This is a genomic window from Staphylococcus sp. 11-B-312 (assembly GCF_016743055.1).
Classification (GTDB): Bacteria; Bacillota; Bacilli; order Staphylococcales; family Staphylococcaceae; genus Staphylococcus; species Staphylococcus ureilyticus.
This window is the reverse complement of the sequence record NZ_CP068241.1, coordinates 1,041,542-1,067,418: the sequence shown is the minus strand read 5'-3', so window position 1 is coordinate 1,067,418 and position 25,877 is coordinate 1,041,542. Positions and strand designations below refer to the sequence as shown.

Here is a 25,877-nt window from a genome sequence, read left to right as displayed (position 1 = left end):
TTCGACACTTTATAACGGTATTGAGATATGAATTTTTGTACCTTTGTTTGGTTCACCTTCAATTGTCAAATTACCACTTATCTGTTTAGTCCGTTGTTTCATATTATTTAAACCATGTGAGTGATAAAGGTTTGATTTATGTTTATCAAAACCTTTTCCAAAATCAGCAATCGTAACTAATAAATAATTATCATCTTGAACTAAATCTAATCGAACTTGAGTGGTTTCACTATGCTTTTTTGTGTTATTCATCGCTTCTTGAACAATTCTATAAACATTTTCCTCGATTTGACTTGGTAGTTTAATCAAACCATCTACTTTAACGACTAACTCTAACTGTAGTAACTTACTATACTGTTTTAACGCATTAACCAATCCTTGCTCTAATCCAACGGGTTTTAATTGCCATATCAAAGCTCTCATTTCATTAACTGCTTGTTGACTCGTATCTTCAATCACTTGAAACGCTTTACGAGAAACATTTTCTTGTGTCATCCCTAATGCTGCATGTGCTGTCAACTTAACAGAAAAAAGCATTTGGTTTACAGAATCATGTAAATCTCTTGCTAATCTATTGCGTTCACTAATACGCGCAGCTTCTTTTTCTTGATCTGTTAACAAAATCCTTTTAATCGCTGATCCAATTTGTAATGCAACAGATTCTAACAACTCTAAGTTTTCTGCGCTATATCTCCTCGTATAAGGCGTTGCAACATTGAGTAATCCAAATTGTTCTTCACCAGATCTTAATGGAACTGTAGCATGGTGTGTAATACCATCAGTTTCTTCATGATAAGCTCGATTCGCTAAATTAATTCTCGAACAATTTATAATATTTGAAGCCTTCGTTAATTTCTTATTTTGATATGCTTGAACACACCAACACGTTCCTTTTCGCATATACTGACAATGGTTATTTTCCAATGCGCCTGGCAAACCATTATATGATACGAGTTCATGCTGCCCCACATCATCAATGAAAAAAATCCATCCCGTTGTAAATTCACTTCCATCAATTAATGATTTCAATGCGCCTTGTAGCATACTATATGTTTCTGTTTCTTCATTTAAAAATTCAGCAATTTCTTTTAATAATGCTAATCTAGTCGGTTTTTCCATTTAACCAGTCCATTCTTTAACAACACTATTTACATACATTATACAAGTTTGTTAAGCATTTAAAAATAGATAAATAATTACTTTTTAATTGGACTTAAATAATATGAAAAATTATTAAATCAATCGCAAGGTCTAATATTTTTAACAGCGTGTTTATGGTATGATAATAATTGGTCAAAGAGGAGGATATTATGAAATTTCAAATCCCAGAAAATTATAATGCATTAACACTAAGAGAAATTTTCCAGCAATTACAATTGCCAAAAAAAGATTTACACAATTTAAATATGTCAAAAGAGATTAAAGTCAATGATAAAAATGCAAAACTTACGTCACAAGTACATGCCGGCGACCATGTTTATATTCCTACACCAGATGAAAAGAGTAATTATTTACCAAGCTATCGATTTGCACAAATTTATTATGAAGACAATGATCTAGCCATCGTTATGAAGCCTAAAGGGGTTAAAACGCATCCCAATGATTTAAAAGAAAGTAATACATTAATGAATCATGTGATATATACCATTAAAAGCGATTATGTAGAACCAATACATCGCTTAGATCAAGAGACAGTTGGTCTTTTAATAGTTGCCAAAAATCCTTTAATGAAAAAAATCCTCGACCGTATGTTAGAGGAAAATAAAATTGATCGTATCTATAAGGCAAACGTACATAGCTTATTACCAATAAAACCACAAACCATCGATGCACCTATAGGTAAAGATAAATTTCACTCGAATAAGCGCCGAGTGTCTACTACAGGTCAATCTGCCATTACACATATTTTAACTTCTCGCATGGTTAAAGAAAATGTATGTGAAGTCGATTTGAAATTAGATACGGGTAGAACACACCAAATACGTGTACATTTAGCAGAAATTGGACATCCAGTTATCGGTGACCCATTATATGGTGATTCGACGTTAAGACAACTTCAATTAAATAGTTACAAAATAGAATTTATTCATCCTTTAACACAAGAAAAAATTTCAGTTAGTTTAGATGATGAAATCTAAATATGTAACGTTACATTTCTAATTCTTTTTATAGATTTTATCGTACACACACCATTGTTGTTAATAAAAGTCACAATAAATGTAGACACTTACGCATTCATTCAACAAGAAGACCGATATCATATTAGCTGAAGACTTAAACAGAATTGGTAAACTTTAAACTATTAATCAGTTTTTGATTATATTTAGGAAATGATAACTTAAACCCTAATATTATTAACTCTAACTTAGAAGTAAACAAAAAATGTAATTCTATAATGGTGCTAATAAATATAAAAAATAGTTTAGCGTAATTGAAAACTTTTATAAATGAAGAAACGTCAATTTCTATTGAAATTGACGTTTCTTCGTTAATCAAAGATATTGATATTCCTTTATTTTTTAAAATTACTTAGGTTCAACCATATCTTCAGGTTTAATCCACTCATTAAACTGTTCCTCAGTTAAATATCCAGATTGAACAGCCGACTCTTTTAATGTTAAACCTTCACGGTGGGCTTTTTTAGCTATGCTAGCAGCTTTTTCATAACCAATATGAGGATTTAAAGCTGTTACTAACATTAGTGATTGATTTAAATAATTATCAATGTTTTCTTCAATTGGTTCTATGCCTACTGCACAATTATCATTAAATGTTTGCATGCCATCTGCTAATAAGTATATAGACTGCAATGTATTATGCAAAATAACAGGTTTATAGACATTTAATTCAAAATTCCCTTGTGAACTACCTATGCCAACCACTGTGTCATTTCCCATAACTTGAACTGCAACCATCGTCAACATTTCACATTGTGTTGGGTTGACTTTACCAGGCATGATAGATGAACCAGGTTCGTTTTCTGGTATAGAAATTTCAGCAAGTCCAGCACGTGGTCCAGACGCTAACCATCTCACATCATTTGCAATTTTCATTAAGTCAGTAGCTAATGCTTTGAGTGAACCATGTAATTGAACGACTTCATCATGTGCAGTTAATGCGTGAAATTTATTTTCAGATGATACAAATGGATACCCTGTATTTTTTGAAATAAATTTAGCAACTTTATCACCAAATTCTGGGTGCGCATTGATACCGGTACCTACTGCAGTACCACCGATTGCTAAATTTAAAATATGGGCTTTTGATTCACTAAGTAATGTTTCACATTTATCTAACATATAACGCCATCCACTTATTTCTTGGCCTAAACGAATAGGTGTAGCATCCTGTAAATGAGTACGCCCTATTTTAATAATTTCATTAAACTTTTCTTCTTTTTCTTTAAAAGTATCACGTAATGATTTTAATGCCGGTTCAAGTTTTACCTCAATTTCATTATATAGTGCAACATGCATCGCAGTTGGGAAAGTATCATTTGAACTTTGAGATTTATTCACATCATCATTTGGATGTATTGATTCATCGCTACCTTGCTCTTTGAGATACATGTTCGCAACATAACTCACTACTTCGTTGACGTTCATATTACTTTGTGTACCGCTTCCAGTTTGCCAAACGACTAATGGGAAGTGTTCATCTAATTCTTTGTTTAAGATACGATCACATGCATGCACAATAGCATCTTTTTTTGCGTCACTTAGTTTTCCTAATTCATGATTGGCTAATGCTGCCCCTCTTTTTAATTGAGCAAATCCATAAACAACTTCAATTGGCATTTGTTCTTTGCCAACAGGAAAGTTTCGTTTACTTCTTTCTGTTTGTGCACCCCAGTATTTATCTGCAGGTACTTCAATTTCACCAAATGTATCATGTTCAATTCTAACTGACATTTAAAAATCTCCCCTTCAATATGTATTTAACTTTAGTATAGCATTAATTAATTTAACTGGGCAATCTCTTTAATATAGCGTTTTCATTCCATTGAAAAATGTCTGATTATTAACTTTGATTTGTACATTCAAACAATTAATTACTAACTATTAATAAAACCAGAAACTAATTTTAGTCTCTGGTTTTAAACATCATTCATTATTATTTTGTAATTGTTACATCATTAAATTTCATCTTTGCTGCTTGTATTATACCTATTGCAGTTAAAATTAAAAGTATTGCACCAATAATCATTGTTACAGGACTAACTGTGATAAGAAGTCCTAAAAACCCTGTTAAACTATTATAAAAATCACCAAGCGGTTTAAATAATAATACTGTTATAACAATACAACACAATACACTAATAATGATTCCAGTTTGATTACTTTTTACAAATGTAGAAGCATTGACTTTATCTACGAGACCATGTGACAAGTTGATTTGTAATTGAATAATTTTAAATAAGATTGGTAAATATATTGCACCAATGGCCATAGGAAATCCTTTTATAGAAATTAAATTTACAATTACCGCACATATCATGAGATATTTCCAATAGTTACTTAACATATTAATGATAACTCCTTAAATTCAAATAATGACTTAATAATAACATAATCAAATTTATGTTGGCATTGTTTTTTTAATATTCATATAACCACATACTAATAACGTGGCAAATTGATTACATTTATAAAAAAAATAGAAGCGAGTAAGACATCAAATATTAATATTTGATCAACACTTACACGCTTCCATGTATTTATAAACGAATTAATAATTTTTAATGTAAATCACACGTATTGACTAACAATTTAAACTTTATTTCAATTTTTTCACTTACTAAATAAACTCACTAACTTAATTATCTAAATCTGAACGTACGTTAGAATCATGTGATTTATCTAATTTATCTTCATCATTTTCTTCTGAAATTTGTTCCATTTCTTTGCCCAATTCTACAATATCTTCAAAATCATCAACCATTTCATTTTGTGGTTCTGCATCATGGTTGGTAGACTTTTTATTTACATTATCATTAGTCATTGGTTACACCTCACATTTTGAATTTTATGCGAAACGTGCAGTGAAATAGTGACGAACATCTTCAGGAAGACCCTCAGCAGCAGCCTCATCTAAAATAACATTCACCATGCGATGTGCTTTTAAATCAGATGGTTCAAAAGAAGTTTTACCATTTTCTTCATATAATTTATGCACAACATCTTTTTTCTCACTACCAGTAATCACTAAAATTACTTCTCTTGCAGAAAATAGACCATGATTAATACTTACATTAAGTCTACCATTTGTATCAATTGAAAGTATTTGTGTAATCAATTTACCTTTATTTTCTTTAGTTTTGATTTTATCACTTATAAATGACTCCGTATCTTGACCATATGAAACACCATATATTTGGCCTTCTGGTACGCCTAACGCTTCATAATATGATTTATTGCTATCATAATCTAATATATTAATTTGACTGAAATCTACTGCATGATCATCTACATTTTTCTTTAATTCATCTAATACTGGTGCATTATCATTAGATAAATGGATACCTGCTATCGTAGTTGGATTATTGTTAAACTGTTTTCTTAAAATATCTGCAGCATATTCTGCTACACTTTTTTCGTTTTCTAAAACTTTAAAGTTCATTGCCATAGTTATTACACTCCTCTTAATCTTTTAAGACGCGTTCTAGCATTATTTATAATAATACCCTTGAAGCTATCTTCATAAACTACTTAATTTTAATAATCAACTAAATTTTCAAATACTCACTTTTAGCTTTAACTATATTATACAAATGTCAAAGTCGTTTTTCATTGATTAATATAGATTTTAATGTAAATTTGGGAAATTTTGTTGTCTCAATGCTTCATAAATAAGTAAAGAAGCAGTATTGGATAAATTTAATGATCTTATATTATCATTCATGGGAATTCTTAAAGCTGTATCTTTATATTTGTCCTTTACCCAATCAGGTAAGCCCGTCGTTTCTCTACCAAAAATAAAATAATGATTTTCATCTTTATTAGTAAAATCAAAATCAGAATAAGTTTTTTCTCCAAACTTAGTTAATAAATAATATTTACCTTCCGTAGTTTCAAAAAACGATTCTATATTTTCATAATAATTGATATTTACTGCATCCCAATAATCTAATCCTGCTCTTTTCAGCATTTTGTCATCTGTACTAAATCCTAATGGTTTTATAAGATGTAAATGTGTGTAAGTGCCAGCACAAGTTCTAGCGATACTGCCAGTATTTCCAGGTATCTGTGGTTGAAATAATACAATGTGGTTGGTCATGCTTTTTATTCTCTCCTCATATTTAGTCCTTTTATCATCTCATGTTGGACTTCCTCTAATTCACTATCGTAGTGTGATTCAATAAATGATCTTGCTTGCTCTCCTTGAATTTGTCCAATTGCCCAAAAAGCAGTAGCTCTAATCATCGGTCTTGGATCATTCAATGCGACTTCTTGTAATTCAGGTATCGCAGTTTCTTCTTTAAAATGTGCTAATGCTAGAATTGCGTTTCTTTGAATTGGTTTTTTACCTCTCCATGCGCCCGCTAAATGACCATAAGTGTTTTTAAATTCCTTATTGCTCATTTGTAATAGTGGTACTAACCTTGGTTTTAATATTTCTGGCTCTAATACAATATCATCATGCTGTGTATTGATACCACGATTTCTTGGGCAGACTTGTTGACATGTATCACAGCCATAGAGACGATTACCTATTTTATATCGATATTCATCTTGTAGATAACCTTTTGTTTGTGTTAAAAAGCTAATACATTTTTGACTATTTAGTTGGCCATCTCCTACTAGGGCCCCTGTTGGACATCGATCAACACATATTGTACAATCTCCACAACTATCAATGATTGGGTCATCAGGAGGAAAAGGAACACTTACTAACATTTCACCTAGATAAGTCCATGTTCCGAGATCTGGATTTATAACAAATCCATTTCTACCTACATAACCTAATCCTGCACGTTCTGCTACAGCTCGGTCTGACAACACACCTGTATCAACCATTGATTTAATTTCTACATCTGGTACTCTAGTCTCTAAATACTCAGCTAATTTATCTAAACGTTTTCTCATGATTGAATGATAATCTTGACCCCAAGATGCCCTAGCAAACATACCTCTTCTGTCTCCACGCACACTTCTAGGTGCACCCTTCAATTTATTAGGATAACCAACAGCAATGGCAATGATAGATCTTGCAGTAGGTAATGTTAATTTGGGTTCAGTACGTAATCCAATGTCTGGTTCTTCAAATCCTGAAGCATAGCCCTTTTCATGATAATCAACTAATTTTTGTTTTAATTCATCAAATGGGTCAGCAGTAGTAAAACCAATACTATCAATACCAATTGAATGTGCATAGTCTATAACATCTTGTTTCAATTGATTTATATTCATTTTTTACACCCCACCTTAAAAACATACATTCTTTAGTTTAACACATTCATTATTAATAAGAGAATTCGAGAATTCAAATTTTTATATAAAAAAACCAAGATGCTATGAATGAAAAACTATAATCCATTTTCATAACATCTTGGTCCATTTTGTAACTATAAAACACGTGCTAAAAAGTTTTTAGTTCTATCATGTTGCGGCTGTTCAAAAATATTTTGTGGTGTCCCTGATTCTACAATGACACCATCTGCCATAAACACAACCTTATCACTCACATCTTTAGCGAAATTCATTTCGTGTGTTACAACTACCATAGTCATACCCTCTTTAGCTAAAGTTTTCATTACTTCTAAAACATCTCCAACCACTTCAGGATCTAATGCTGAAGTAGGTTCATCAAATAGAAGTACTTCTGGATTCATTGCTAAAGCCCTAGCAATCGCAACTCTTTGTTTTTGTCCCCCGGATAATTGAGATGGATATGCATTAGCTTTATCTTCCAATCCAACCTTTTTCAACAAATCCATTGCTTCTTTTTTCAATTCATTTTGACTTCCCTTTTTTAATAAACTCGGCGCCAATATAATATTATCTATAACTTTTTTATGTGGAAACAAATTAAAATTTTGGAAAACCATACCCATCTGTTGTCTTAATGCTTCTAATTTAGTTTTTTCATTTGTTAAACTATGCTCTTTAAATACTACTTCCCCACTTGTAGGTGTTTCGAGCAGGTTCATACAGCGTAAAAGCGTACTTTTACCACTACCTGAAGGACCTATTATAGCAACAACATCACCTTTATCCACAGTTAGATTAATTCCCTTTAAAACTTCATTTTTTCCAAACGATTTATATAAATTTTTAATATTAATCACTAACTTTCAATCTCCCTTCGAAGAAATACATCACTCTCGATAAAGTAAATGTAAGTATAAAGTATAAAATTGCTGCTACAATAAGCGGCGTGAATGGATCAAATGATGCTCCCTGTACAACTTGTGCATTAAACATTATTTCACTAACGCCTATGACAGATACAATTGACGATTCTTTTATCACAGTGACAAATTCATTACCTAAAGCCGGTAATATGTTTTTTATAGCTTGTGGCAAAATAACCGATTTCATTGTCTGACCATAAGTAAGACCTAAACTTCTTGCGGCTTCAGTTTGCCCTTTATCAACTGCATTTATACCAGCTCTTATTATTTCAGCAATATATGCTGAACAATTTATAACAAGTGCTATCATACCACATATTAAAGCTGAGATATCTAGACCTAATACTGCTGTAGTACCAAAATAAACTAAGAAAACCTGTACTAATAAAGGAGTGCCTCTTAAAAATTCGATATAAGCTGAAGAAATCCATCTCAATATTTTAATTTGACTTAGTTTTAATAATGCAATCAATGCACCAAATAAAGCTCCTAAAACAACACCAACTATAGAAATTAAAATTGTGTTTTTAATTCCTTTTAGGAAAAAATCACCATATTTTGTAAAGAAATTACCGTCATCTTTTTGCATTGCATCAGCAGCTGACGCTTTATAATCTTCTAGCAAATTTTTATTTTTAACATCTTTGATTGAAGTATTTAATTTCTCCATGAGTATTGGAGAATTTTTAGGTAAGGCAATTGCCGTTTCCTTTCTACCTTCATTGAATTTAACATCATTAGCAAAAGTTAAATCTTTATTTTGTTTTAAATATGCTTCTGCAACAGGACCTTCAATCACCATTCCATTAACTTTTCCGCTTTTTAACGACATTATAACTTCAGGTACACGCGTTAAAGATTGAATTTGTGCATTATCTATTTCAGTTTGTGCTATTTTTTCTTGCTGTGTTTGTTTTTGTACACCGATTTTTTTATTCGCAAAATCTTCTATTGTTTTAAAACGATCAGTTTCTGACTTTTTAATAATCATTTTCTGGTCGACTGTCATATAAGGTTTTGAAAAATTTACTTCTTTTAAACGTTCAGGTGTCGGTGTCATTCCTGAGATAATGATATCAATCTTACCAGTTTGAATCGCTCCTAATAAACTATCAAATTGCATATTTACAATTTTCAGTTTTAAATGATTATCTTTCGCAATCTTTTTTGCGATATCAATATCAATACCTGCATACTTTGATTTACCATTAACATTATGTTCAAACTCATAAGGTGCATAATCAGCTGATAAACCAACACGCAATTCACCACGTTCTTTAATTTTTTGCCATTGGTCTTTTTCATTAGCATTTACTTCTGGATTTATGTAAATAATTAAAGTACTTATAAGGAGTGAAAAAACGGTAATTATTTTCAATATTTGTTTCATCTATTTATCCCCTTTCCATAATATTTATTATTATACATAATAACGCAAAAATATTCAATATGATATATGTGTCATTTTTCTTAATTTTAAAAATTCTAGTTAATGTGATTATATAAAATGGTATTTGGGATATGGTGTGATGACAGTAATATTCACTGCATATTAAAAAAACACCTCCATTTAAATGAAGGTGCTTGAGTATAGTCTTGATTTTAACTATTTATATCAGTTTAAAGTTAAATATCTGTTGTAATCATACACAATGACAATAAAAGGCAAATAAATACAAAAAACTTATGATCTATTAAATTTTGTTACTTCATTACTGTTTAGGGATCTCAAACTTATAAATATCATCTGTATATTTACGCATCATTTTTTTACAAATTTCATGCACAAAGAATGCGGAAACAAATGGTATTATAAAGTATCCAAATACTAATAAAATAATATTCATGTTAGGATCTCCATCCATTCGATTAAATGCATTAATCGGCCCAACTAATCCTGTATAACCAAAACCAGCAGACATTGGTGTACCTTTAATGCCAATAAAGTAAGCGATTAAACCGCCAATCACTCCATTAATTATTAACGGTATTGCAATAATTAAATGCTTAAAATAAACAGGTATCATCATCTTAGCAGCACCAATTATCAATACTAAATTGACTCCGGCCCCGTTAACTCTAATTGAACCAAATAAAAATGTCACACAAGCTGCAACAATACCCATATTAGCTGCACCGCTACCTAAACCTGATAAACTGATTGCCGTTGCTATAGCAACTACAGATATTGGTGTAACCATTAACAACGCATAGGTAACACAAATCAATATTGACATCATTAATGGATTTAATTCTGTAAAGGCATTTACTATATGACCGATTCCTTTAGTGACATTTGTCACATAACCTAATGTAAACAAGCCTATAACACCACTTAAAACTGGAATAATAACAGGTAATAGAATCATTTCCAGTGATCCTAACTTATTTTGTAATAACAAATACAAAGTACAAGCTATCACTACAACTAAAATAGTATTTATGATATCACCAGTACCATTAAGTAAAAATCCACCTTCAGTCATTTTAACAGCACCACTACCTATCATAGCGGAAACACCTATCATAGTGGCGCCAGCCCCATTAAATTTAAACTGATGTGCTGCTAAAACACCAATAATAAATGCCATAAATGATTGGATTAAAACTACTAACTGATAAACAGTCTCTAATAATTGGTTACCTTCTTTAAAAAATTTTAATAATTCACCTAATAATGCATTAGGTATTAATGCAATGACTACACCTGCTCCAACAGCTTGTAAAATATTACCAAAAAATGATTTCCCTGTAATTTTAGCTGTGCCTGATTTTACCATTCTTGTATCCTCCAAATATAACATTAGACTAATAATATTATATTTTCGACTAAAGTACAATATTAAGTTTAAAGTTATAAACTAAGATATAATCATTAAATTTCTGCATATACACCTAGCTACCAGAATTCAAAATAAATCATATACATTTTAAATCATAAAAAAAAGAAACCCCATAAATATGGGATTTCTGAGATATTTTCTCTCTATTTAAACACTAATTATACCAGCGGTCGGGATCGAACCGACACTCCAAAAAGGAACGGGATTTTGAGTCCCGCGCGTCTGCCAATTCCGCCACGCTGGCTCAATATTATAAACAAAAAACTTCCAACCTGGAAGTGATAATGGAGCGGAAGATAGGACTTACACCTATATCTCATTCCGGGAAGGAATGTGTTCTAAGAGTTAAACTACTCCCGCATAATATAAATTAAATGGAGCGGAAGATAGGACTTACACCTATATCTCATTCCGGGAAGGAATGTGTTCTAAGAGTTAAACTACTCCCGCATAATATTAAATTAAATGGAGCGGAAGATAGGACTTGCACCTATATCTCATTCCGGGAAGGAATGTGTTCTAGAAATTGAACTACTCCCGCATAATTCATGGAGGCGGCAACCGGATTTGAACCGGTGATAAAGGTTTTGCAGACCTCTGCCTTACCACTTGGCTATGCCGCCAATAAAACTGGGCTAGCTGGATTCGAACCAGCGCGTGACGGAGTCAAAGTCCGTTGCCTTACCGCTTGGCTATAGCCCATTAATCAATAAGGGCGGTTGATGGGAATCGAACCCACGCGTGTCGGAACCACAATCCGATGCGTTAACCACTTCGCCACAACCGCCATGGCAGGGGCAGTAGGAATCGAACCCACATCGAAGGTTTTGGAGACCTTTATTCTACCGTTGAACTATGCCCCTATTAAATTGAATGGTGGAGGGGGGCAGATTCGAACTGCCGAACCCGAAGGAGCGGATTTACAGTCCGCCGCGTTTAGCCACTTCGCTACCCCTCCATGAAAATGGTGCCGGCCAGAGGACTTGAACCCCCAACCTACTGATTACAAGTCAGTTGCTCTACCAGTTGAGCTAGGCCGGCTTGTATAAAATGGTTCAAGACAGAGTCGAACTGCCGACACATGGAGCTTCAATCCATTGCTCTACCAACTGAGCTATTGAACCATAATGTTAAAAATAATGGCGGTCTCGACGGGAATCGAACCCGCGATCTCCTGCGTGACAGGCAGGCGTGTTAACCGCTACACTACGAGACCAAACTATGTAATTGCGGGAGGCGGATTCGAACCACCGACCTTCGGGTTATGAGCCCGACGAGCTACCGAACTGCTCCATCCCGCGTTAATGATATTAATGGCGGAGGAAGAGGGATTCGAACCCCCGCGAGCCGTTAAGCTCCTGTCGGTTTTCAAGACCGATCCCTTCAGCCAGACTTGGGTATTCCTCCAAAAATATACGATAATTATACTATTAAATTGTTTTAAAATGGCGGAGGAAGAGGGATTCGAACCCCCGCGGGCCGTTAAGCCCCTGTCGGTTTTCAAGACCGATCCCTTCAGCCGGACTTGGGTATTCCTCCAAAATTATATGGACCTTGCAGGATTCGAACCTGCGACCGAACGGTTATGAGCCGTTAGCTCTGACCAACTGAGCTAAAGGTCCAGAGTATAATTTACAACTAACAATAGTGGCGGTGGAGGGAATCGAACCCACGACCTCACGGGTATGAACCGTACGCTCTAGCCAGCTGAGCTACACCGCCGTTGTAATTTAGTTTGTATCAATAAATATGGTGGAGACTAGCGGGATCGAACCGCTGACCTCCTGCGTGCAAAGCAGGCGCTCTCCCAGCTGAGCTAAGCCCCCATTTAGTTAAATGAATTTTAGTAGATATCGGGAAGACAGGATTCGAACCTACGACCCCTTGGTCCCAAACCAAGTGCTCTACCAAGCTGAGCTACTTCCCGTTTTTCATAGGATAAAGCAATCTAAATTACGCGCCCGATAGGAGTCGAACCCATAACCTCTTGATCCGTAGTCAAGCACTCTATCCAGTTGAGCTACGGGCGCTTAATTCAAAGATGGTGCCGAGGACCGGAATCGAACCGGTACGATGATCTCTCATCGCAGGATTTTAAGTCCTGTGCGTCTGCCAGTTCCGCCACCCCGGCAAAATAATGGAGCAGAAGACGGGATTCGAACCCGCGACCCCGACCTTGGCAAGGTCGTATTCTACCGCTGAACTACTTCTGCAAATGCGGGTGAAGGGAGTCGAACCCCCACGCCGTAAGGCGCTAGATCCTAAGTCTAGTGCGTCTGCCAATTCCGCCACACCCGCGTTATTTGATTAATGGTGAGCCATAGAGGATTCGAACCTCTGACCCTCTGATTAAAAGTCAGATGCTCTACCAACTGAGCTAATGGCTCTAAAGATGGTGCCGGCCAGAGGACTTGAACCCCCAACCTACTGATTACAAGTCAGTTGCTCTACCAGTTGAGCTAGGCCGGCAAATTAAAATGGTGGAGGATGACGGGTTCGAACCGCCGACCCTCTGCTTGTAAGGCAGATGCTCTCCCAGCTGAGCTAATCCTCCGTTTATATTTGCCTGGCAACGTCCTACTCTTGCGGAACGTAAGTCCGACTACCATCGGCGCTAAGGAGCTTAACTTCTGTGTTCGGCATGGGAACAGGTGTGACCTCCTTGCTATAGTCACCAGACAATGTCATGTATAAAATTTATACACTCAAAACTAGATTGTAAGTAAAATTTAGTTCAACCAACAAAACTTTTAAATTTGATTAAGTCTTCGATCGATTAGTATTCGTCAGCTCCACATATCGCTATGCTTCCACCTCGAACCTATTAACCTCATCATCTTTGAGGGATCTTATAACCGAAGTTGGGAAATCTCATCTTGAGGGGGGCTTCATGCTTAGATGCTTTCAGCACTTATCCCGTCCATACATAGCTACCCAGCGATGCCGTTGGCACGACAACTGGTACACCAGAGGTATGTCCATCCCGGTCCTCTCGTACTAAGGACAGCTCCTCTCAAATTTCCTACGCCCACGACGGATAGGGACCGAACTGTCTCACGACGTTCTGAACCCAGCTCGCGTACCGCTTTAATGGGCGAACAGCCCAACCCTTGGGACCGACTACAGCCCCAGGATGCGATGAGCCGACATCGAGGTGCCAAACCTCCCCGTCGATGTGAACTCTTGGGGGAGATAAGCCTGTTATCCCCGGGGTAGCTTTTATCCGTTGAGCGATGGCCCTTCCATGCGGAACCACCGGATCACTAAGTCCGTCTTTCGACCCTGCTCGACTTGTAAGTCTCGCAGTCAAGCTTCCTTGTGCCTTTACACTCTATGAATGATTTCCAACCATTCTGAGGAAACCTTTGAGCGCCTCCGTTACTCTTTAGGAGGCGACCGCCCCAGTCAAACTGTCCATCTGACACTGTCTCCCACCATGATTAATGGTGCGGGTTAGAAATCCAATACAGCGAGGGTAGTATCCCACCAACGCCTCCACGTAAGCTAGCGCTCACGTATCTAAGGCTCCTACCTATCCTGTACAAGCTGTACCGAATTTCAATATCAGACTACAGTAAAGCTCCACGGGGTCTTTCCGTCCTGTCGCGGGTAACCTGCATCTTCACAGGTACTATGATTTCACCGAGTCTCTCGTTGAGACAGTGCCCAAATCGTTACGCCTTTCGTGCGGGTCGGAACTTACCCGACAAGGAATTTCGCTACCTTAGGACCGTTATAGTTACGGCCGCCGTTTACTGGGGCTTCGATTCGTAGCTTCGCAGAAGCTAACCACTCCTCTTAACCTTCCAGCACCGGGCAGGCGTCAGCCCCTATACATCACCTTACGGTTTAGCAGAGACCTGTGTTTTTGATAAACAGTCGCTTGGGCCTATTCACTGCGGCTCTCCTGGGCGTGAACCCTAAAGAGCACCCCTTCTCCCGAAGTTACGGGGTCATTTTGCCGAGTTCCTTAACGAGAGTTCGCTCGCTCACCTTAGAATTCTCATCTTGACTACCTGTGTCGGTTTGCGGTACGGGCACCATAAATCTAGCTAGAGGCTTTTCTCGGCAGTGTGAAATCAACGACTCGAGGAAACAATTTCCTCTCCCCATCACAGCTTGACCTTATGAGTGCCGGATTTGCCTAACACTCAGTCTTACTGCTTGGACGTACAATCCAATCGTACGCTTCGCCTATCCTACTGCGTCCCCCATCGCTTAAAACGATTCATGGTGGTACAGGAATATCAACCTGTTATCCATCGCCTACGCCTATCGGCCTCAGCTTAGGACCCGACTAACCCAGAGCGGACGAGCCTTCCTCTGGAAACCTTAGTCAATCGGTGGACGGGATTCTCACCCGTCTTTCGCTACTCACACCGGCATTCTCACTTCTAAGCGCTCCACATGTCCTTGCGATCATGCTTCAACGCCCTTAGAACGCTCTCCTACCATTGTCCTACGGACAATCCACAGCTTCGGTAATATGTTTAGCCCCGGTACATTTTCGGCGCAGTGTCACTCGACTAGTGAGCTATTACGCACTCTTTAAATGATGGCTGCTTCTAAGCCAACATACTAGTTGTCTGGGCAACGCCACATCCTTTTCCACTTAACATATATTTTGGGACCTTAGCTGGTGGTCTGGGCTGTTTCCCTTTCGAACACGGACCTTATCACCCGCGTTCTGACTCCCAAGTTAAATTGATTGGCATTCGGAGTTTGTCTGAATTCGGTAACCCGAGAAGGGCCCCTCGTCCAAACAGTGCTCTACCTCCAATAATCATCACTTGAGGCTAGCCCTAAAGCTATTTCGGAGAGAACCAGCTATCTCCAGGTTCGATTGGAATTTCTCCGCTACCCTCAACTCATCCGCTCACTTTTCAACGTAAGTCGGTTCGGTCCTCCATTCAGTGTTACCTGAACTTCAACCTGGTCAAGGGTAGATCACCTGGTTTCGGGTCTACGACCAAATACTCAACGCCCTATTCAGACTCGCTTTCGCTACGGCTCCACATTCACTGCTTAACCTTGCATCAAATCGTAACTCGCCGGTTCATTCTACAAAAGGCACGCCATCACCCATTAACGGGCTCTGACTACTTGTAAGCACACGGTTTCAAGTTCTCTTTCACTCCCCTTCCGGGGTACTTTTCACCTTTCCCTCACGGTACTGGTTCACTATCGGTCACTAGAGAGTATTTAGCCTTGGGAGATGGTCCTCCCAGATTCCGACGGAATTTCTCGTGTTCCGTCGTACTCAGGATCCACTCAAGAGAGAACAGATTTTCGACTACAGGATTATTACCTTCTTTGATGCATCTTTCCAGATGCTTCGTCTAACCTATTCCTTTGTAACTCCGTATAGAGTGTCCTACAACCCCAACAAGCAAGCTCGTTGGTTTGGGCTCTTCCCGTTTCGCTCGCCGCTACTCAGGGAATCGATTTTTCTTTCTCTTCCTGCGGGTACTAAGATGTTTCAGTTCTCCGCGTCTACCTTCGATACGCTATGTATTTACGTATCAATAATACGACATAACTCGTATTGGGTTCCCCCATTCGGAAATCTCTGGATCACAGCTTACTTACAGCTCCCCAAAGCATATCGTCGTTAGTAACGTCCTTCATCGGCTTCTAGTGCCAAGGCATCCACCGTGCGCCCTTAATAACTTAATCTATTTGCTTTCCAACTCGACAACCGTCGGTTGAAAACCCAAAATGTTATTAATCTGTGAGTGTTCTTTCGAACACTAGCGATTATTTCTTTTTGAATTCAAGCTTATTTAAAACTCTTATTCACTCGGTTTTGCTTGGTAAAATCATAAATTTTACTTACTTATCTAGTTTTCAATGTACAATTACAATTTCTATGGTGGAGACTAGCGGGATCGAACCGCTGACCTCCTGCGTGCAAAGCAGGCGCTCTCCCATCTGAGCTAAGCCCCCGAAATTCGTATTAAACTCTAATGGTGGGCCTAAGTGGACTCGAACCACCGACCTCACGCTTATCAGGCGTGCGCTCTAACCAGCTGAGCTATAGGCCCCTTCGTTTAAGAATACTCAAATGAGCATTCAAAACTGAATACAATATGTCAATGTTATTCCTTTGTCATCTTCTAAAGAAGATGTTCCGAATATATCCTTAGAAAGGAGGTGATCCAGCCGCACCTTCCGATACGGCTACCTTGTTACGACTTCACCCCAATCATTTGTCCCACCTTCGACGGCTAGCTCCATAAATGGTTACTCCACCGGCTTCGGGTGTTACAAACTCTCGTGGTGTGACGGGCGGTGTGTACAAGACCCGGGAACGTATTCACCGTAGCATGCTGATCTACGATTACTAGCGATTCCAGCTTCATGTAGTCGAGTTGCAGACTACAATCCGAACTGAGAACAACTTTATGGGATTTGCATGACCTCGCGGTTTAGCTGCCCTTTGTATTGTCCATTGTAGCACGTGTGTAGCCCAAATCATAAGGGGCATGATGATTTGACGTCATCCCCACCTTCCTCCGGTTTGTCACCGGCAGTCAACTTAGAGTGCCCAACTTAATGCTGGCAACTAAGCTTAAGGGTTGCGCTCGTTGCGGGACTTAACCCAACATCTCACGACACGAGCTGACGACAACCATGCACCACCTGTCACTTTGTCCCCCGAAGGGAACGCTCTATCTCTAGAGTTGTCAAAGGATGTCAAGATTTGGTAAGGTTCTTCGCGTTGCTTCGAATTAAACCACATGCTCCACCGCTTGTGCGGGTCCCCGTCAATTCCTTTGAGTTTCAACCTTGCGGTCGTACTCCCCAGGCGGAGTGCTTAATGCGTTAGCTGCAGCACTAAGGGGCGGAAACCCCTAACACTTAGCACTCATCGTTTACAGCGTGGACTACCAGGGTATCTAATCCTGTTTGATCCCCACGCTTTCGCACATCAGCGTCAGTTACAGACCAGAAAGTCGCCTTCGCCACTGGTGTTCCTCCATATCTCTGCGCATTTCACCGCTACACATGGAATTCCACTTTCCTCTTCTGTACTCAAGTTTCCCAGTTTCCAATGACCCTCCACGGTTGAGCCGTGGGCTTTCACATCAGACTTAAGAAACCGCCTACGCGCGCTTTACGCCCAATAATTCCGGATAACGCTTGCCACCTACGTATTACCGCGGCTGCTGGCACGTAGTTAGCCGTGGCTTTCTGATTAGGTACCGTCAAGACGTGCACAGTTACTTACACATTTGTTCTTCCCTAATAACAGAGTTTTACGATCCGAAGACCTTCATCACTCACGCGGCGTTGCTCCGTCAGGCTTTCGCCCATTGCGGAAGATTCCCTACTGCTGCCTCCCGTAGGAGTCTGGACCGTGTCTCAGTTCCAGTGTGGCCGATCACCCTCTCAGGTCGGCTACGTATCGTTGCCTTGGTAAGCCGTTACCTTACCAACTAGCTAATACGGCGCGGGTCCATCTATAAGTGATAGCAAAACCATCTTTCACTTTAGAAGCATGCGGTTCTAAATGTTATCCGGCATTAGCCCCGGTTTCCCGGAGTTATTCCAGTCTTATAGGTAGGTTACCCACGTGTTACTCACCCGTCCGCCGCTAACGTCAAAGGAGCAAGCTCCTTATCTGTTCGCTCGACTTGCATGTATTAGGCACGCCGCCAGCGTTCATCCTGAGCCAGGATCAAACTCTCCATAAAAAATTATGATGTTTGATTAGCTCATAAAATACTAATTTGTGTTATCAATAACACGTTGTTTTGATTCAACATTTAATGTTGAAATCGGAATTAACGTTGACATATTGCAATTCAGTTTTCAATGTTCATTGATGTGTTACAAGAATTAATTGTAACATTAAGTTTTTGTTAAGTCAATAATAAATTTTCATTTGTTATTGTTAAGTTTGTTTCGTTTGTTAACTCAACATTTAACATTGTATAACCATTCAATAATTTTAACAAGTGTCAAATTTACACTTTCTATTATTTTTATTTTGGTTTGTTTTAAAGCCGTCTCGTTTCGACGACTTTTATATAATATCAAGATTAATCTCACTCGTCAATTCAATTTCAATAACTTTTTAGTTAAATTTTACCTTTGTAATAACTAATTATTTTTTATATGTATAAATATGTCAAATTGTATAATTATATCAGTACTGTTGGGACACATTAGCCACTATACCGTCAATTAAAATTGCATTTTTTGCTTTCACTTATATTGATATAAAACAAGCTCATAGTAATAGAAAGTGCTACATTTATAAATATAGCACTTTCTAACTTAATAGTTTTTTTCGTAATTGTTCAATTATAATTACTGCTGTAAATTCTCTTTATCTTTACATTCTTTACATAGACCATAAATTTCCATACGATGATGTGTCACATCAAAATTCGTTACGTGTTGAGCTAATTGTTCAACTTCATCTAGTTGTGGGTAATGAAAATCAACAATCTTTCCACAATTTTCACATATAACATGGTAATGATTATGTGTATTAAAATCGAATCGACTTGAAGCGTCGCCATAAGGCAACTCCTTAACAATGCCTATTCCTTTAAATACACGTAAATTATTATATATCGTTGCAACACTTATATTTGGAAAATCGGGTGAAAGTGCTTGATAAATCTCATCAGCAGTGGGATGTGTTTCTGAAACAATTAAAAACTTCAATATCGCCTGTCTTTGTGGTGTTATTCTTATTCCATTATCTCTTAAAGACGCAATCGAGTCTTCTAATTGATGTTCAACTGTTTCCATCTCTGCACTCATGTCCCTCACCATCTTTCTATTTAATAATAATTATTACTTAATATTAATATAACTGTTGCATTATCGAATTGTCAATAAACAAAGACCATTTCAATCAATATCCTGTATCGGGATCAACTTCATTCTCAATTAAAGTATTGTTATTGAGAAAATAACTAAGATTTCGTTTGAATATCTGAGTAACTTCTTGTTTGTTTTCTGTGCCATTGCCCGTAATATGTGCTGTAATTGTAATATTATTTATATTATATAATTGGTTATCTGGAGTAAGTGGTTCGTTTTCAAACACATCTAAATATGATTGTCGTATGATGTTTTCTTTCATCACATTTGCTATTACATTTTCGTCTACGATTGTTCCTCTTCCTACATTAATAAATAAAGCAGCGTTTTTCATCTTTTCAAAATGTTCTCTTTGTAGTAGATGTATTGTTTCTTTCGTTTCTGGTAACGTATTAACAACAATATCTGCTTCTTCTAGTGCTTGAAATAAATTATCGATAGTATACGTTTTGGAAAACCCTTCTACATCACGACCAGTTGTATTAACACCTTGTACAATCATGTCCATCGCGTTAGCAATGGTTGCTGTTTTTTGCGCTATACTTCCTGTCCCTAAAAATAAAAGGGTTTGCCCGCTTACTCTTTTTCCAGTTAGCTTCGAATCATATTTTTTATTTGTTTGATTAATAAATGAAGTCTTCATTTTTTTATAGTCATCTAATATAAACGCCATGATAAATTCAGACATTTGTTTTGCGTGTACACCTCGACCATTCGTCAACAAGATATTATTACTATCGATATAGTCTAAAGGAAGCTTGTTTACACCGGTAGCATACCAGGCCAACCATTTCAGATTCGAGCATGACTCCAAAAAATCTTCATCTAATTTACCATCATATCCAAATAGTATGTCCAAATCCTTTTTATCATGGTCATTAATATCAGAAACACCCTGTGTAAATATAAACTTAACGTTTGGAAAAGCTTCAACTAAATCATTTTCTAAATCTCCCATTCTTTGTAAACTGACTGCCTTCATCTCTAATCACCCCAGAATTGCTTTTAATTCGTCCATTTGTGATTTTACTTTTACTTTTTCTATGACATCGATAATAACGCCATCTTCGTCAATAATGAACGTAGTTCTTACTATTCCCATACTTTCTTTTCCAAAATTTTTCTTTAGTTGATATACACCCACTTCCGCGGATAATTGATAATTTTCATCTACCAATAAATCAAAATTCAAACTATGTTTTTCGCTGAAGTTTTGATGTTTTTTCTTTGTATCTCCACTAATTCCATAAACTTTTGTATTAAGTTCATTAAAATATGATAAATTGTCTCTAAAATCACAGGCTTCTGTCGTGCATGTTGGCGTGTTATCTCTCGGATAAAAATAAAGCACTGCTTTATTTCCTCTTAATGTGTCATTAGAAATAATATCACCATTTTGATTCTCAAGTCTAAATTCCGGAAATTGATCTCCTTTTTTCAACAAATAACTCACCCTATTTCTTTTTATTAATAATTATATGATACGATAATAAACGAAAATATTAAATAAAAGAGGTTGATATTAATGAAATTTACTGAAAGTGAAAGACTTCAAAATTACTCAAATGAATATATATTAGGAGGCGTAAATTCACCTTCTCGTTCATATAAAGCTGTAGGTGGTGGTGCTCCTGTAATGATGAAATCTGGCCAAGGCGCTTATTTATATGATGTAGATGGCAATAAATATATCGATTACTTACAAGCTTATGGACCAATAATTACTGGTCATGCTCATCCTCATGTAACTCAAGCTATTCAAGAACAAGCAGCACTTGGCGTATTATATGGAACGCCAACAGAACTTGAAATAAACTTCGCTAAGAAATTACGCGATGCTATCCCCTCATTAGAAAAGATTCGTTTCGTTAATTCTGGTACTGAAGCTGTAATGACGACAATACGTGTGGCACGTGCGTATACTAAAAGAAATAAAATAATTAAATTTTCTGGCCAATATCATGGTCATTCAGATTTAGTTTTAGTTGCAGCTGGGAGCGGACCTTCCCAATTAGGATCACCCGATTCTGCCGGTGTACCTCAAAGTGTAGCCCAAGAAGTCATCACAGTACCCTATAATGATATAGAATCTTATAAAGAAGCCATTGATTATTGGGGAGATGATATTGCAGCAGTACTCGTTGAACCTATTGTAGGTAACTTTGGTATGGTTAAACCTAAACCAGGATTTTTAGAACAAGTAAATGAAATTACACATAATAATGGAAGTTTAGTGATTTATGATGAGGTTATTACCGCTTTTCGTTTCCATTATGGTGGTGCACAAGACTTATACCAAGTTTATCCAGATTTAACTGCCTTCGGTAAAATTGTAGGTGGTGGTTTACCTATCGGTGGTTATGGTGGTAAACAAGATATTATGGAACAAGTTGCTCCCCTAGGCCCTGCATATCAAGCTGGAACGATGGCTGGAAATCCATTATCCATGAAAGCAGGCATCGCATTATTAGAAGTATTAGAACAAGATGGTATTTATGAATATTTAGATAGCCTAGGTCAACAATTAGAAGATGGTTTAAATAAATTAATACAAAAACACAATATCACTGCTACAGTCAATAGAGTTTATGGTGCATTAACGCTCTATTTTACAAACGAAATTGTCACACACTATGATCAAGTTGAAAATTCAGATGGTGATGCTTTTGCACGATTCTTTAAACTTATGTTACATCAAGGTATTAATCTCGCCCCTTCAAAATTTGAAGCTTGGTTTTTAACAACTGAACACACTAAAAATGATATTGAAAAAACATTAGATGCTGTAGATTATGCTTTTAGTCAAATGAAATAAACTTGAATTTTATAGGGAATCGTTGTATAACAAGTATAAACATAAATTTATTAAATATATGAAGGAGCGGTACATTTGAAATTAGGAGCACGCATTCTGAAGACAGGTATAGCTATTATACTTGCTTTGTTTATCGCTTCTCTGTTCCCTGATGAAGCAGGATTAAAAGCAATCGCTGCTGTCAGTGCGGTAATCGCGATGCAACCAAGTGTTTTTCGTTCCATTAAAACAATTTCTGAAAGAGCAATTGGTAACCTGATCGGTGCAATACTGGCAGTTGTTATGGTTACTGTTTTTGGTAATAATCCAGTAATCATGGGGGTTACTGTTATATTATTAATTGCTATTTTATTCCGTTTTAAATTGGAACATGTAGCTACACTTGCAAGTATAACTGCATTAATTATTATGGGAACACATACTGGTAACTTTTATATTTCTGCATTTTACAGATTTGTCCTTGTTATGGTAGGTGTAATTAGTTCTTCTGCAGTTAATCTTTTATTCTTACCCCCTAAATTCGAGTCTAAAATTTATTATAATTCTTTAAACATTTGTTCAGATATCTTTGTATGGTTCAAACTTGTATTAAATGATACCTCTGAATATCATCATATAAAAGAGGATAGAGGGCTAATCAGCAAACGTATAACAAAATTAGAACAAATCTTTGAATACTACGAAGAAGAACGACCTTGGACGAAAAAGCAAATGTATGCGCAAAATAGAAAAAAAATTCTATTTAAACAAGTTGTCCGTAGCACACGGCAAGCATACGATGTTTTAAAACGAATGAATCGTTATCAAAACGATCTTCATAATTTGAATAACGAGCTGTTACTTCAAATAAAATTAGAAATAGATTTGCTAATCGCCTATCACGAACAAATCTTTATTAGTATTTCAAAGAAAGCACGTTATGATATTAGTCACTTTGATAGTCAGATAGAAAATCCACAAAAAAAAGATTTAATGGATGCTTTCCAACGCGAAATCATTAAAGATCCTTATCAAACAACATATTCATTCACTAATATAATGCAGATTATTTCAGCTATAGAAGAATATCGTTATACTATAGAACACTTGGATCGTTTAGTTATCAGTTTCTTCTCATATCATTCTAATGATAATGAAATTGAAATTGAAGAAGAAGATTTTGATCTATAAAAACTCAATATTTTAACTAAAAAGACCAGAGACATTTAAAAATGTCTCTGGTCTTTTATATTTATTAGTTCGTTCAAAGTCTTTTTATAAATTTTGAATGCTATAAAGATGTTCATAAGCACCTTTTTTCGCTAATAATTCTTGATGTGTGCCACTTTCTACTATTTCACCATTTTCTATAACAACAATTTTATCTGCATGAGTAATTGTAGATAATCTATGTGCCACAATTAACGTAGTACGATCTTTACTTAAGATATTTAATGCATCTTGTATAATAGATTCACTTTCTAAATCCAATGCACTCGTTGCTTCATCTAAGATAATAATCGGTGGATTATTCAAGAAGATTCGTGCTATAGATATACGTTGCTTCTGGCCTCCAGAGAGTTTAACTCCTCTTTCACCCACTTCTGTATCATATCCATCTGTTAATTCCATGATGAAATCATGTGCGTTTGCCATTTTTGCAGCAGCAATGACCTCTTCATCTGTTGCATCGGGTCTGCCTAATAAAATATTTTCTTTAATCGTATCTGAGAATAGTACGTTATCTTGTTGAACTAATCCAATTTGATGTCTGAGGCTACCTGTTAAATAGGACTTAATATTGGTGCCGTCAATTTTAATTTCACCATCTGTAACATCATAAAATCTTGGTATGAGATTGATAAGTGTTGATTTACCTCCACCACTCATACCGACAAACGCTACTGTTTCGCCTTGTTCGATATCCAAATTAATATGGTTTAATATCGTAGATTCATCCGCATTATATCGGAAACTCACATTATTAATTTCAATACGTCCTTCTTGAATTTCTAATGGTAAGGCACCTTTTTTATTCTTTATGTCATAACTTTCATCCATAAGTTGGAACACACGATCCATCGATGCAAAACTTTGCGTTAATGTTGTAAATGAAGAAACCAATCTACGTAAAGGTCCAAATAATTGTTCGAGGTAACCCACAAATGCAGCGAGCGTACCAACTGTAATGGAACCGTTAATAGCTAAAACCGCACCAGAACCTATTACAATTAATGGCCCTAAATCAGTTACTGTATTAATTGCAGCAAATGAATAGGCATTCCATCTCGTATGCGTAAATGCGCGTTGTAAGAAATTGCTATTATGCTTATCAAAATTCACTGCTTCGTTATCTTCTATTGCAAAACTTTTAATGACTGACATGCCTTGTACACGTTCATGTAAAAATCCTTGTACTTCAGCCAAGGCTTGAGATCTCTTACGTGTCAGATTTCTTAAACGTCCAAAGAAGAAGTAGACAGTCAAAATATAAACTGGAAATACTATAATTGCAGCTAGTGTTAATTTTACATCTAGTACAAACATAATAGATAAAGCGATAATGATAGTGATACAATCAAGCCAAATATTCATAAGGCCTGTCAGGATGAAATCTTTTGTTTGTTCAACATCATTAATAACCCGTGAAATAACTTGCCCAGCTTGGTTATTAGCATAGAATCTTGCACTTAGTGCTTGTAAATGATTATATAGACGCTTACGAATGTCATATAATATTTTATTACTTGTCCACTGAGCTAAATATTGTCTTAAAAATTCTATAGGGGGCCTTACGATTACAAAAATAAATACGGCTATTCCTAGCGCAATTCCCAATCTAGCAAATTTTTCTTCTACCGAGATTGCACCGTTATTGATAATGTCATCAATAACATATTTAATTAATAACGGAATAAGCATTGGAATACCAAATTTTAATATACCAACAAGAATTGTGGCAATGATCCGCCATTTATATGGTTTTACGAATTGTATATATCTGCGAATCATACAAACTATACCTCCCTGCTTATTTCAGCAAATG

At 36.5% G+C, this 25,877-nt stretch carries 17 protein-coding genes, 28 tRNA genes and 3 rRNA genes; 3 read left to right on the top strand and 45 right to left on the bottom strand.

What is annotated here, in order from left to right:
- Positions 1–9 precede the first annotated feature (9 nt).
- Positions 10–1,119, bottom strand: coding sequence for a GAF domain-containing sensor histidine kinase (locus tag JG554_RS05090; protein WP_046207632.1), 1,110 nt, complete (start codon positions 1,117–1,119; stop codon positions 10–12).
- A gap of 191 nt (positions 1,120–1,310) precedes the next feature.
- Between JG554_RS05090 and JG554_RS05085 the strand changes: the two genes are divergently transcribed.
- Positions 1,311–2,138, top strand: a complete 828-nt coding sequence (locus JG554_RS05085; RefSeq protein ID WP_064208787.1) for an RluA family pseudouridine synthase — start codon at positions 1,311–1,313, stop codon at positions 2,136–2,138.
- Positions 2,139–2,525: 387 nt separating this feature from the next.
- On the opposite strand, the gene fumC is transcribed toward JG554_RS05085, so the two are convergent.
- The 43 genes from fumC to bcp all read right to left on the bottom strand — a co-directional run bounded on the left by fumC (position 2,526) and on the right by bcp (position 21,481).
- On the bottom strand, positions 2,526–3,911 hold the full coding sequence (gene fumC / locus JG554_RS05080; protein ID WP_070658779.1) for a class II fumarate hydratase: 1,386 nt from the start codon (positions 3,909–3,911) through the stop codon (positions 2,526–2,528).
- Positions 3,912–4,113: 202 nt separating this feature from the next.
- The gene (locus tag JG554_RS05075) at positions 4,114–4,524 is read right to left on the bottom strand and encodes a hypothetical protein (protein WP_046207635.1); all 411 of its coding nucleotides are present in this window, start codon (positions 4,522–4,524) and stop codon (positions 4,114–4,116) included.
- Positions 4,525–4,815: 291 nt separating this feature from the next.
- The gene (locus JG554_RS05070; protein WP_046207636.1) at positions 4,816–5,001 is read right to left on the bottom strand and encodes an SAS053 family DNA gyrase inhibitor; all 186 of its coding nucleotides are present in this window, start codon (positions 4,999–5,001) and stop codon (positions 4,816–4,818) included.
- 24 nt (positions 5,002–5,025) lie between these two features.
- Positions 5,026–5,625 carry a sugar phosphate isomerase family gene (locus JG554_RS05065; RefSeq protein WP_046207637.1) on the bottom strand — a complete coding sequence of 200 codons (600 nt, stop codon included), beginning with the start codon at positions 5,623–5,625 and terminating at the stop codon, positions 5,026–5,028.
- Positions 5,626–5,805: 180 nt separating this feature from the next.
- On the bottom strand, positions 5,806–6,276 hold the full coding sequence (gene trmL / locus JG554_RS05060; RefSeq protein WP_070039610.1) for a tRNA (uridine(34)/cytosine(34)/5-carboxymethylaminomethyluridine(34)-2'-O)-methyltransferase TrmL: 471 nt from the start codon (positions 6,274–6,276) through the stop codon (positions 5,806–5,808).
- A gap of 5 nt (positions 6,277–6,281) precedes the next feature.
- Positions 6,282–7,409 (bottom strand): tRNA epoxyqueuosine(34) reductase QueG, encoded by a 1,128-nt coding sequence (queG, locus tag JG554_RS05055; protein WP_070039612.1) that lies wholly within the window; start codon positions 7,407–7,409, stop codon positions 6,282–6,284.
- 155 nt (positions 7,410–7,564) lie between these two features.
- The gene (locus JG554_RS05050) at positions 7,565–8,287 is read right to left on the bottom strand and encodes an amino acid ABC transporter ATP-binding protein (RefSeq protein WP_070039613.1); all 723 of its coding nucleotides are present in this window, start codon (positions 8,285–8,287) and stop codon (positions 7,565–7,567) included.
- The gene (locus JG554_RS05045; protein WP_070039615.1) at positions 8,280–9,743 is read right to left on the bottom strand and encodes an ABC transporter substrate-binding protein/permease; all 1,464 of its coding nucleotides are present in this window, start codon (positions 9,741–9,743) and stop codon (positions 8,280–8,282) included. Before JG554_RS05045 ends, JG554_RS05050 begins: the two co-directional genes overlap by 8 nt.
- 322 nt (positions 9,744–10,065) lie before the next feature.
- A complete protein-coding gene (locus tag JG554_RS05040) occupies positions 10,066–11,133 on the bottom strand; it encodes a PTS sugar transporter subunit IIC (RefSeq protein ID WP_046207642.1) in 1,068 nt (355 codons plus the stop codon).
- Between the two features lie 224 nt (positions 11,134–11,357).
- A tRNA-Leu gene (locus JG554_RS05035) sits at positions 11,358–11,440 on the bottom strand.
- Positions 11,441–11,481: 41 nt separating this feature from the next.
- A tRNA-Gly gene (locus JG554_RS05030) sits at positions 11,482–11,556 on the bottom strand.
- A 15-nt stretch (positions 11,557–11,571) separates the two neighbouring features.
- Positions 11,572–11,646: transfer RNA gene (locus tag JG554_RS05025), tRNA-Gly, on the bottom strand.
- Between the two features lie 16 nt (positions 11,647–11,662).
- Positions 11,663–11,737 (bottom strand) — tRNA-Gly (locus JG554_RS05020).
- Between the two features lie 8 nt (positions 11,738–11,745).
- Positions 11,746–11,819, bottom strand: a tRNA-Cys gene (locus JG554_RS05015).
- Positions 11,820–11,826: 7 nt separating this feature from the next.
- A tRNA-Gln gene (locus JG554_RS05010) sits at positions 11,827–11,898 on the bottom strand.
- A gap of 12 nt (positions 11,899–11,910) precedes the next feature.
- A tRNA-His gene (locus tag JG554_RS05005) sits at positions 11,911–11,983 on the bottom strand.
- Between the two features lie 2 nt (positions 11,984–11,985).
- Positions 11,986–12,059 (bottom strand) — tRNA-Trp (locus JG554_RS05000).
- Between the two features lie 11 nt (positions 12,060–12,070).
- Positions 12,071–12,154, bottom strand: a tRNA-Tyr gene (locus tag JG554_RS04995).
- Between the two features lie 7 nt (positions 12,155–12,161).
- Positions 12,162–12,237, bottom strand: a tRNA-Thr gene (locus tag JG554_RS04990).
- A 10-nt stretch (positions 12,238–12,247) separates the two neighbouring features.
- Positions 12,248–12,320, bottom strand: a tRNA-Phe gene (locus tag JG554_RS04985).
- A gap of 16 nt (positions 12,321–12,336) precedes the next feature.
- A tRNA-Asp gene (locus tag JG554_RS04980) sits at positions 12,337–12,412 on the bottom strand.
- Between the two features lie 11 nt (positions 12,413–12,423).
- Positions 12,424–12,497: transfer RNA gene (locus JG554_RS04975), tRNA-Met, on the bottom strand.
- Positions 12,498–12,510: 13 nt separating this feature from the next.
- A tRNA-Ser gene (locus JG554_RS04970) sits at positions 12,511–12,603 on the bottom strand.
- 39 nt (positions 12,604–12,642) lie between these two features.
- Positions 12,643–12,735: transfer RNA gene (locus tag JG554_RS04965), tRNA-Ser, on the bottom strand.
- Between the two features lie 9 nt (positions 12,736–12,744).
- A tRNA-Ile gene (locus tag JG554_RS04960) sits at positions 12,745–12,818 on the bottom strand.
- A gap of 26 nt (positions 12,819–12,844) precedes the next feature.
- Positions 12,845–12,918, bottom strand: a tRNA-Met gene (locus JG554_RS04955).
- A gap of 28 nt (positions 12,919–12,946) precedes the next feature.
- Positions 12,947–13,022: transfer RNA gene (locus JG554_RS04950), tRNA-Ala, on the bottom strand.
- Between the two features lie 27 nt (positions 13,023–13,049).
- A tRNA-Pro gene (locus JG554_RS04945) sits at positions 13,050–13,123 on the bottom strand.
- A gap of 29 nt (positions 13,124–13,152) precedes the next feature.
- Positions 13,153–13,226 (bottom strand) — tRNA-Arg (locus JG554_RS04940).
- 12 nt (positions 13,227–13,238) lie between these two features.
- Positions 13,239–13,327, bottom strand: a tRNA-Leu gene (locus tag JG554_RS04935).
- A 7-nt stretch (positions 13,328–13,334) separates the two neighbouring features.
- A tRNA-Gly gene (locus JG554_RS04930) sits at positions 13,335–13,409 on the bottom strand.
- 3 nt (positions 13,410–13,412) lie between these two features.
- Positions 13,413–13,494: transfer RNA gene (locus JG554_RS04925), tRNA-Leu, on the bottom strand.
- Positions 13,495–13,507: 13 nt separating this feature from the next.
- Positions 13,508–13,583 (bottom strand) — tRNA-Lys (locus tag JG554_RS04920).
- Positions 13,584–13,589: 6 nt separating this feature from the next.
- Positions 13,590–13,665 (bottom strand) — tRNA-Thr (locus JG554_RS04915).
- A 9-nt stretch (positions 13,666–13,674) separates the two neighbouring features.
- Positions 13,675–13,750, bottom strand: a tRNA-Val gene (locus JG554_RS04910).
- A 10-nt stretch (positions 13,751–13,760) separates the two neighbouring features.
- A 5S ribosomal RNA gene (gene rrf, locus JG554_RS04905) occupies positions 13,761–13,875 on the bottom strand.
- Between the two features lie 77 nt (positions 13,876–13,952).
- Positions 13,953–16,872, bottom strand: a 23S ribosomal RNA gene (locus JG554_RS04900).
- A 194-nt stretch (positions 16,873–17,066) separates the two neighbouring features.
- Positions 17,067–17,142 (bottom strand) — tRNA-Ala (locus JG554_RS04895).
- A 21-nt stretch (positions 17,143–17,163) separates the two neighbouring features.
- Positions 17,164–17,240, bottom strand: a tRNA-Ile gene (locus JG554_RS04890).
- Positions 17,241–17,342: 102 nt separating this feature from the next.
- A 16S ribosomal RNA gene (locus JG554_RS04885) occupies positions 17,343–18,893 on the bottom strand.
- Together the 16S, 23S and 5S rRNA genes with 28 tRNA genes alongside form the textbook arrangement of a ribosomal RNA operon.
- A gap of 619 nt (positions 18,894–19,512) precedes the next feature.
- On the bottom strand, positions 19,513–19,974 hold the full coding sequence (gene perR, locus JG554_RS04880) for a peroxide-responsive transcriptional repressor PerR (RefSeq protein ID WP_046207933.1): 462 nt from the start codon (positions 19,972–19,974) through the stop codon (positions 19,513–19,515).
- Between the two features lie 94 nt (positions 19,975–20,068).
- Positions 20,069–21,019 (bottom strand): NAD(P)-dependent oxidoreductase, encoded by a 951-nt coding sequence (locus JG554_RS04875; protein WP_070039307.1) that lies wholly within the window; start codon positions 21,017–21,019, stop codon positions 20,069–20,071.
- A gap of 6 nt (positions 21,020–21,025) precedes the next feature.
- Positions 21,026–21,481, bottom strand: coding sequence for a thioredoxin-dependent thiol peroxidase (bcp, locus tag JG554_RS04870; protein ID WP_046207935.1), 456 nt, complete (start codon positions 21,479–21,481; stop codon positions 21,026–21,028).
- A gap of 81 nt (positions 21,482–21,562) precedes the next feature.
- On the opposite strand from bcp, the gene JG554_RS04865 reads away from it, so the two are divergent.
- Both JG554_RS04865 and JG554_RS04860 read left to right on the top strand, forming a co-directional pair.
- Entirely contained in the window at positions 21,563–22,852 is a 1,290-nt protein-coding gene (locus JG554_RS04865) for a glutamate-1-semialdehyde 2,1-aminomutase (RefSeq protein WP_064209712.1), read from the top strand.
- Between the two features lie 75 nt (positions 22,853–22,927).
- Positions 22,928–24,022: an FUSC family protein gene (locus tag JG554_RS04860; protein WP_046207937.1), complete on the top strand. Its 1,095-nt coding sequence runs from the start codon at positions 22,928–22,930 to the stop codon at positions 24,020–24,022.
- Positions 24,023–24,106: 84 nt separating this feature from the next.
- Here JG554_RS04860 and JG554_RS04855 read toward each other — a convergent pair whose 3' ends face one another.
- On the bottom strand, positions 24,107–25,843 hold the full coding sequence (locus JG554_RS04855; protein ID WP_070039301.1) for an ABC transporter ATP-binding protein: 1,737 nt from the start codon (positions 25,841–25,843) through the stop codon (positions 24,107–24,109).
- Positions 25,844–25,877: the final 34 nt, after the last annotated feature.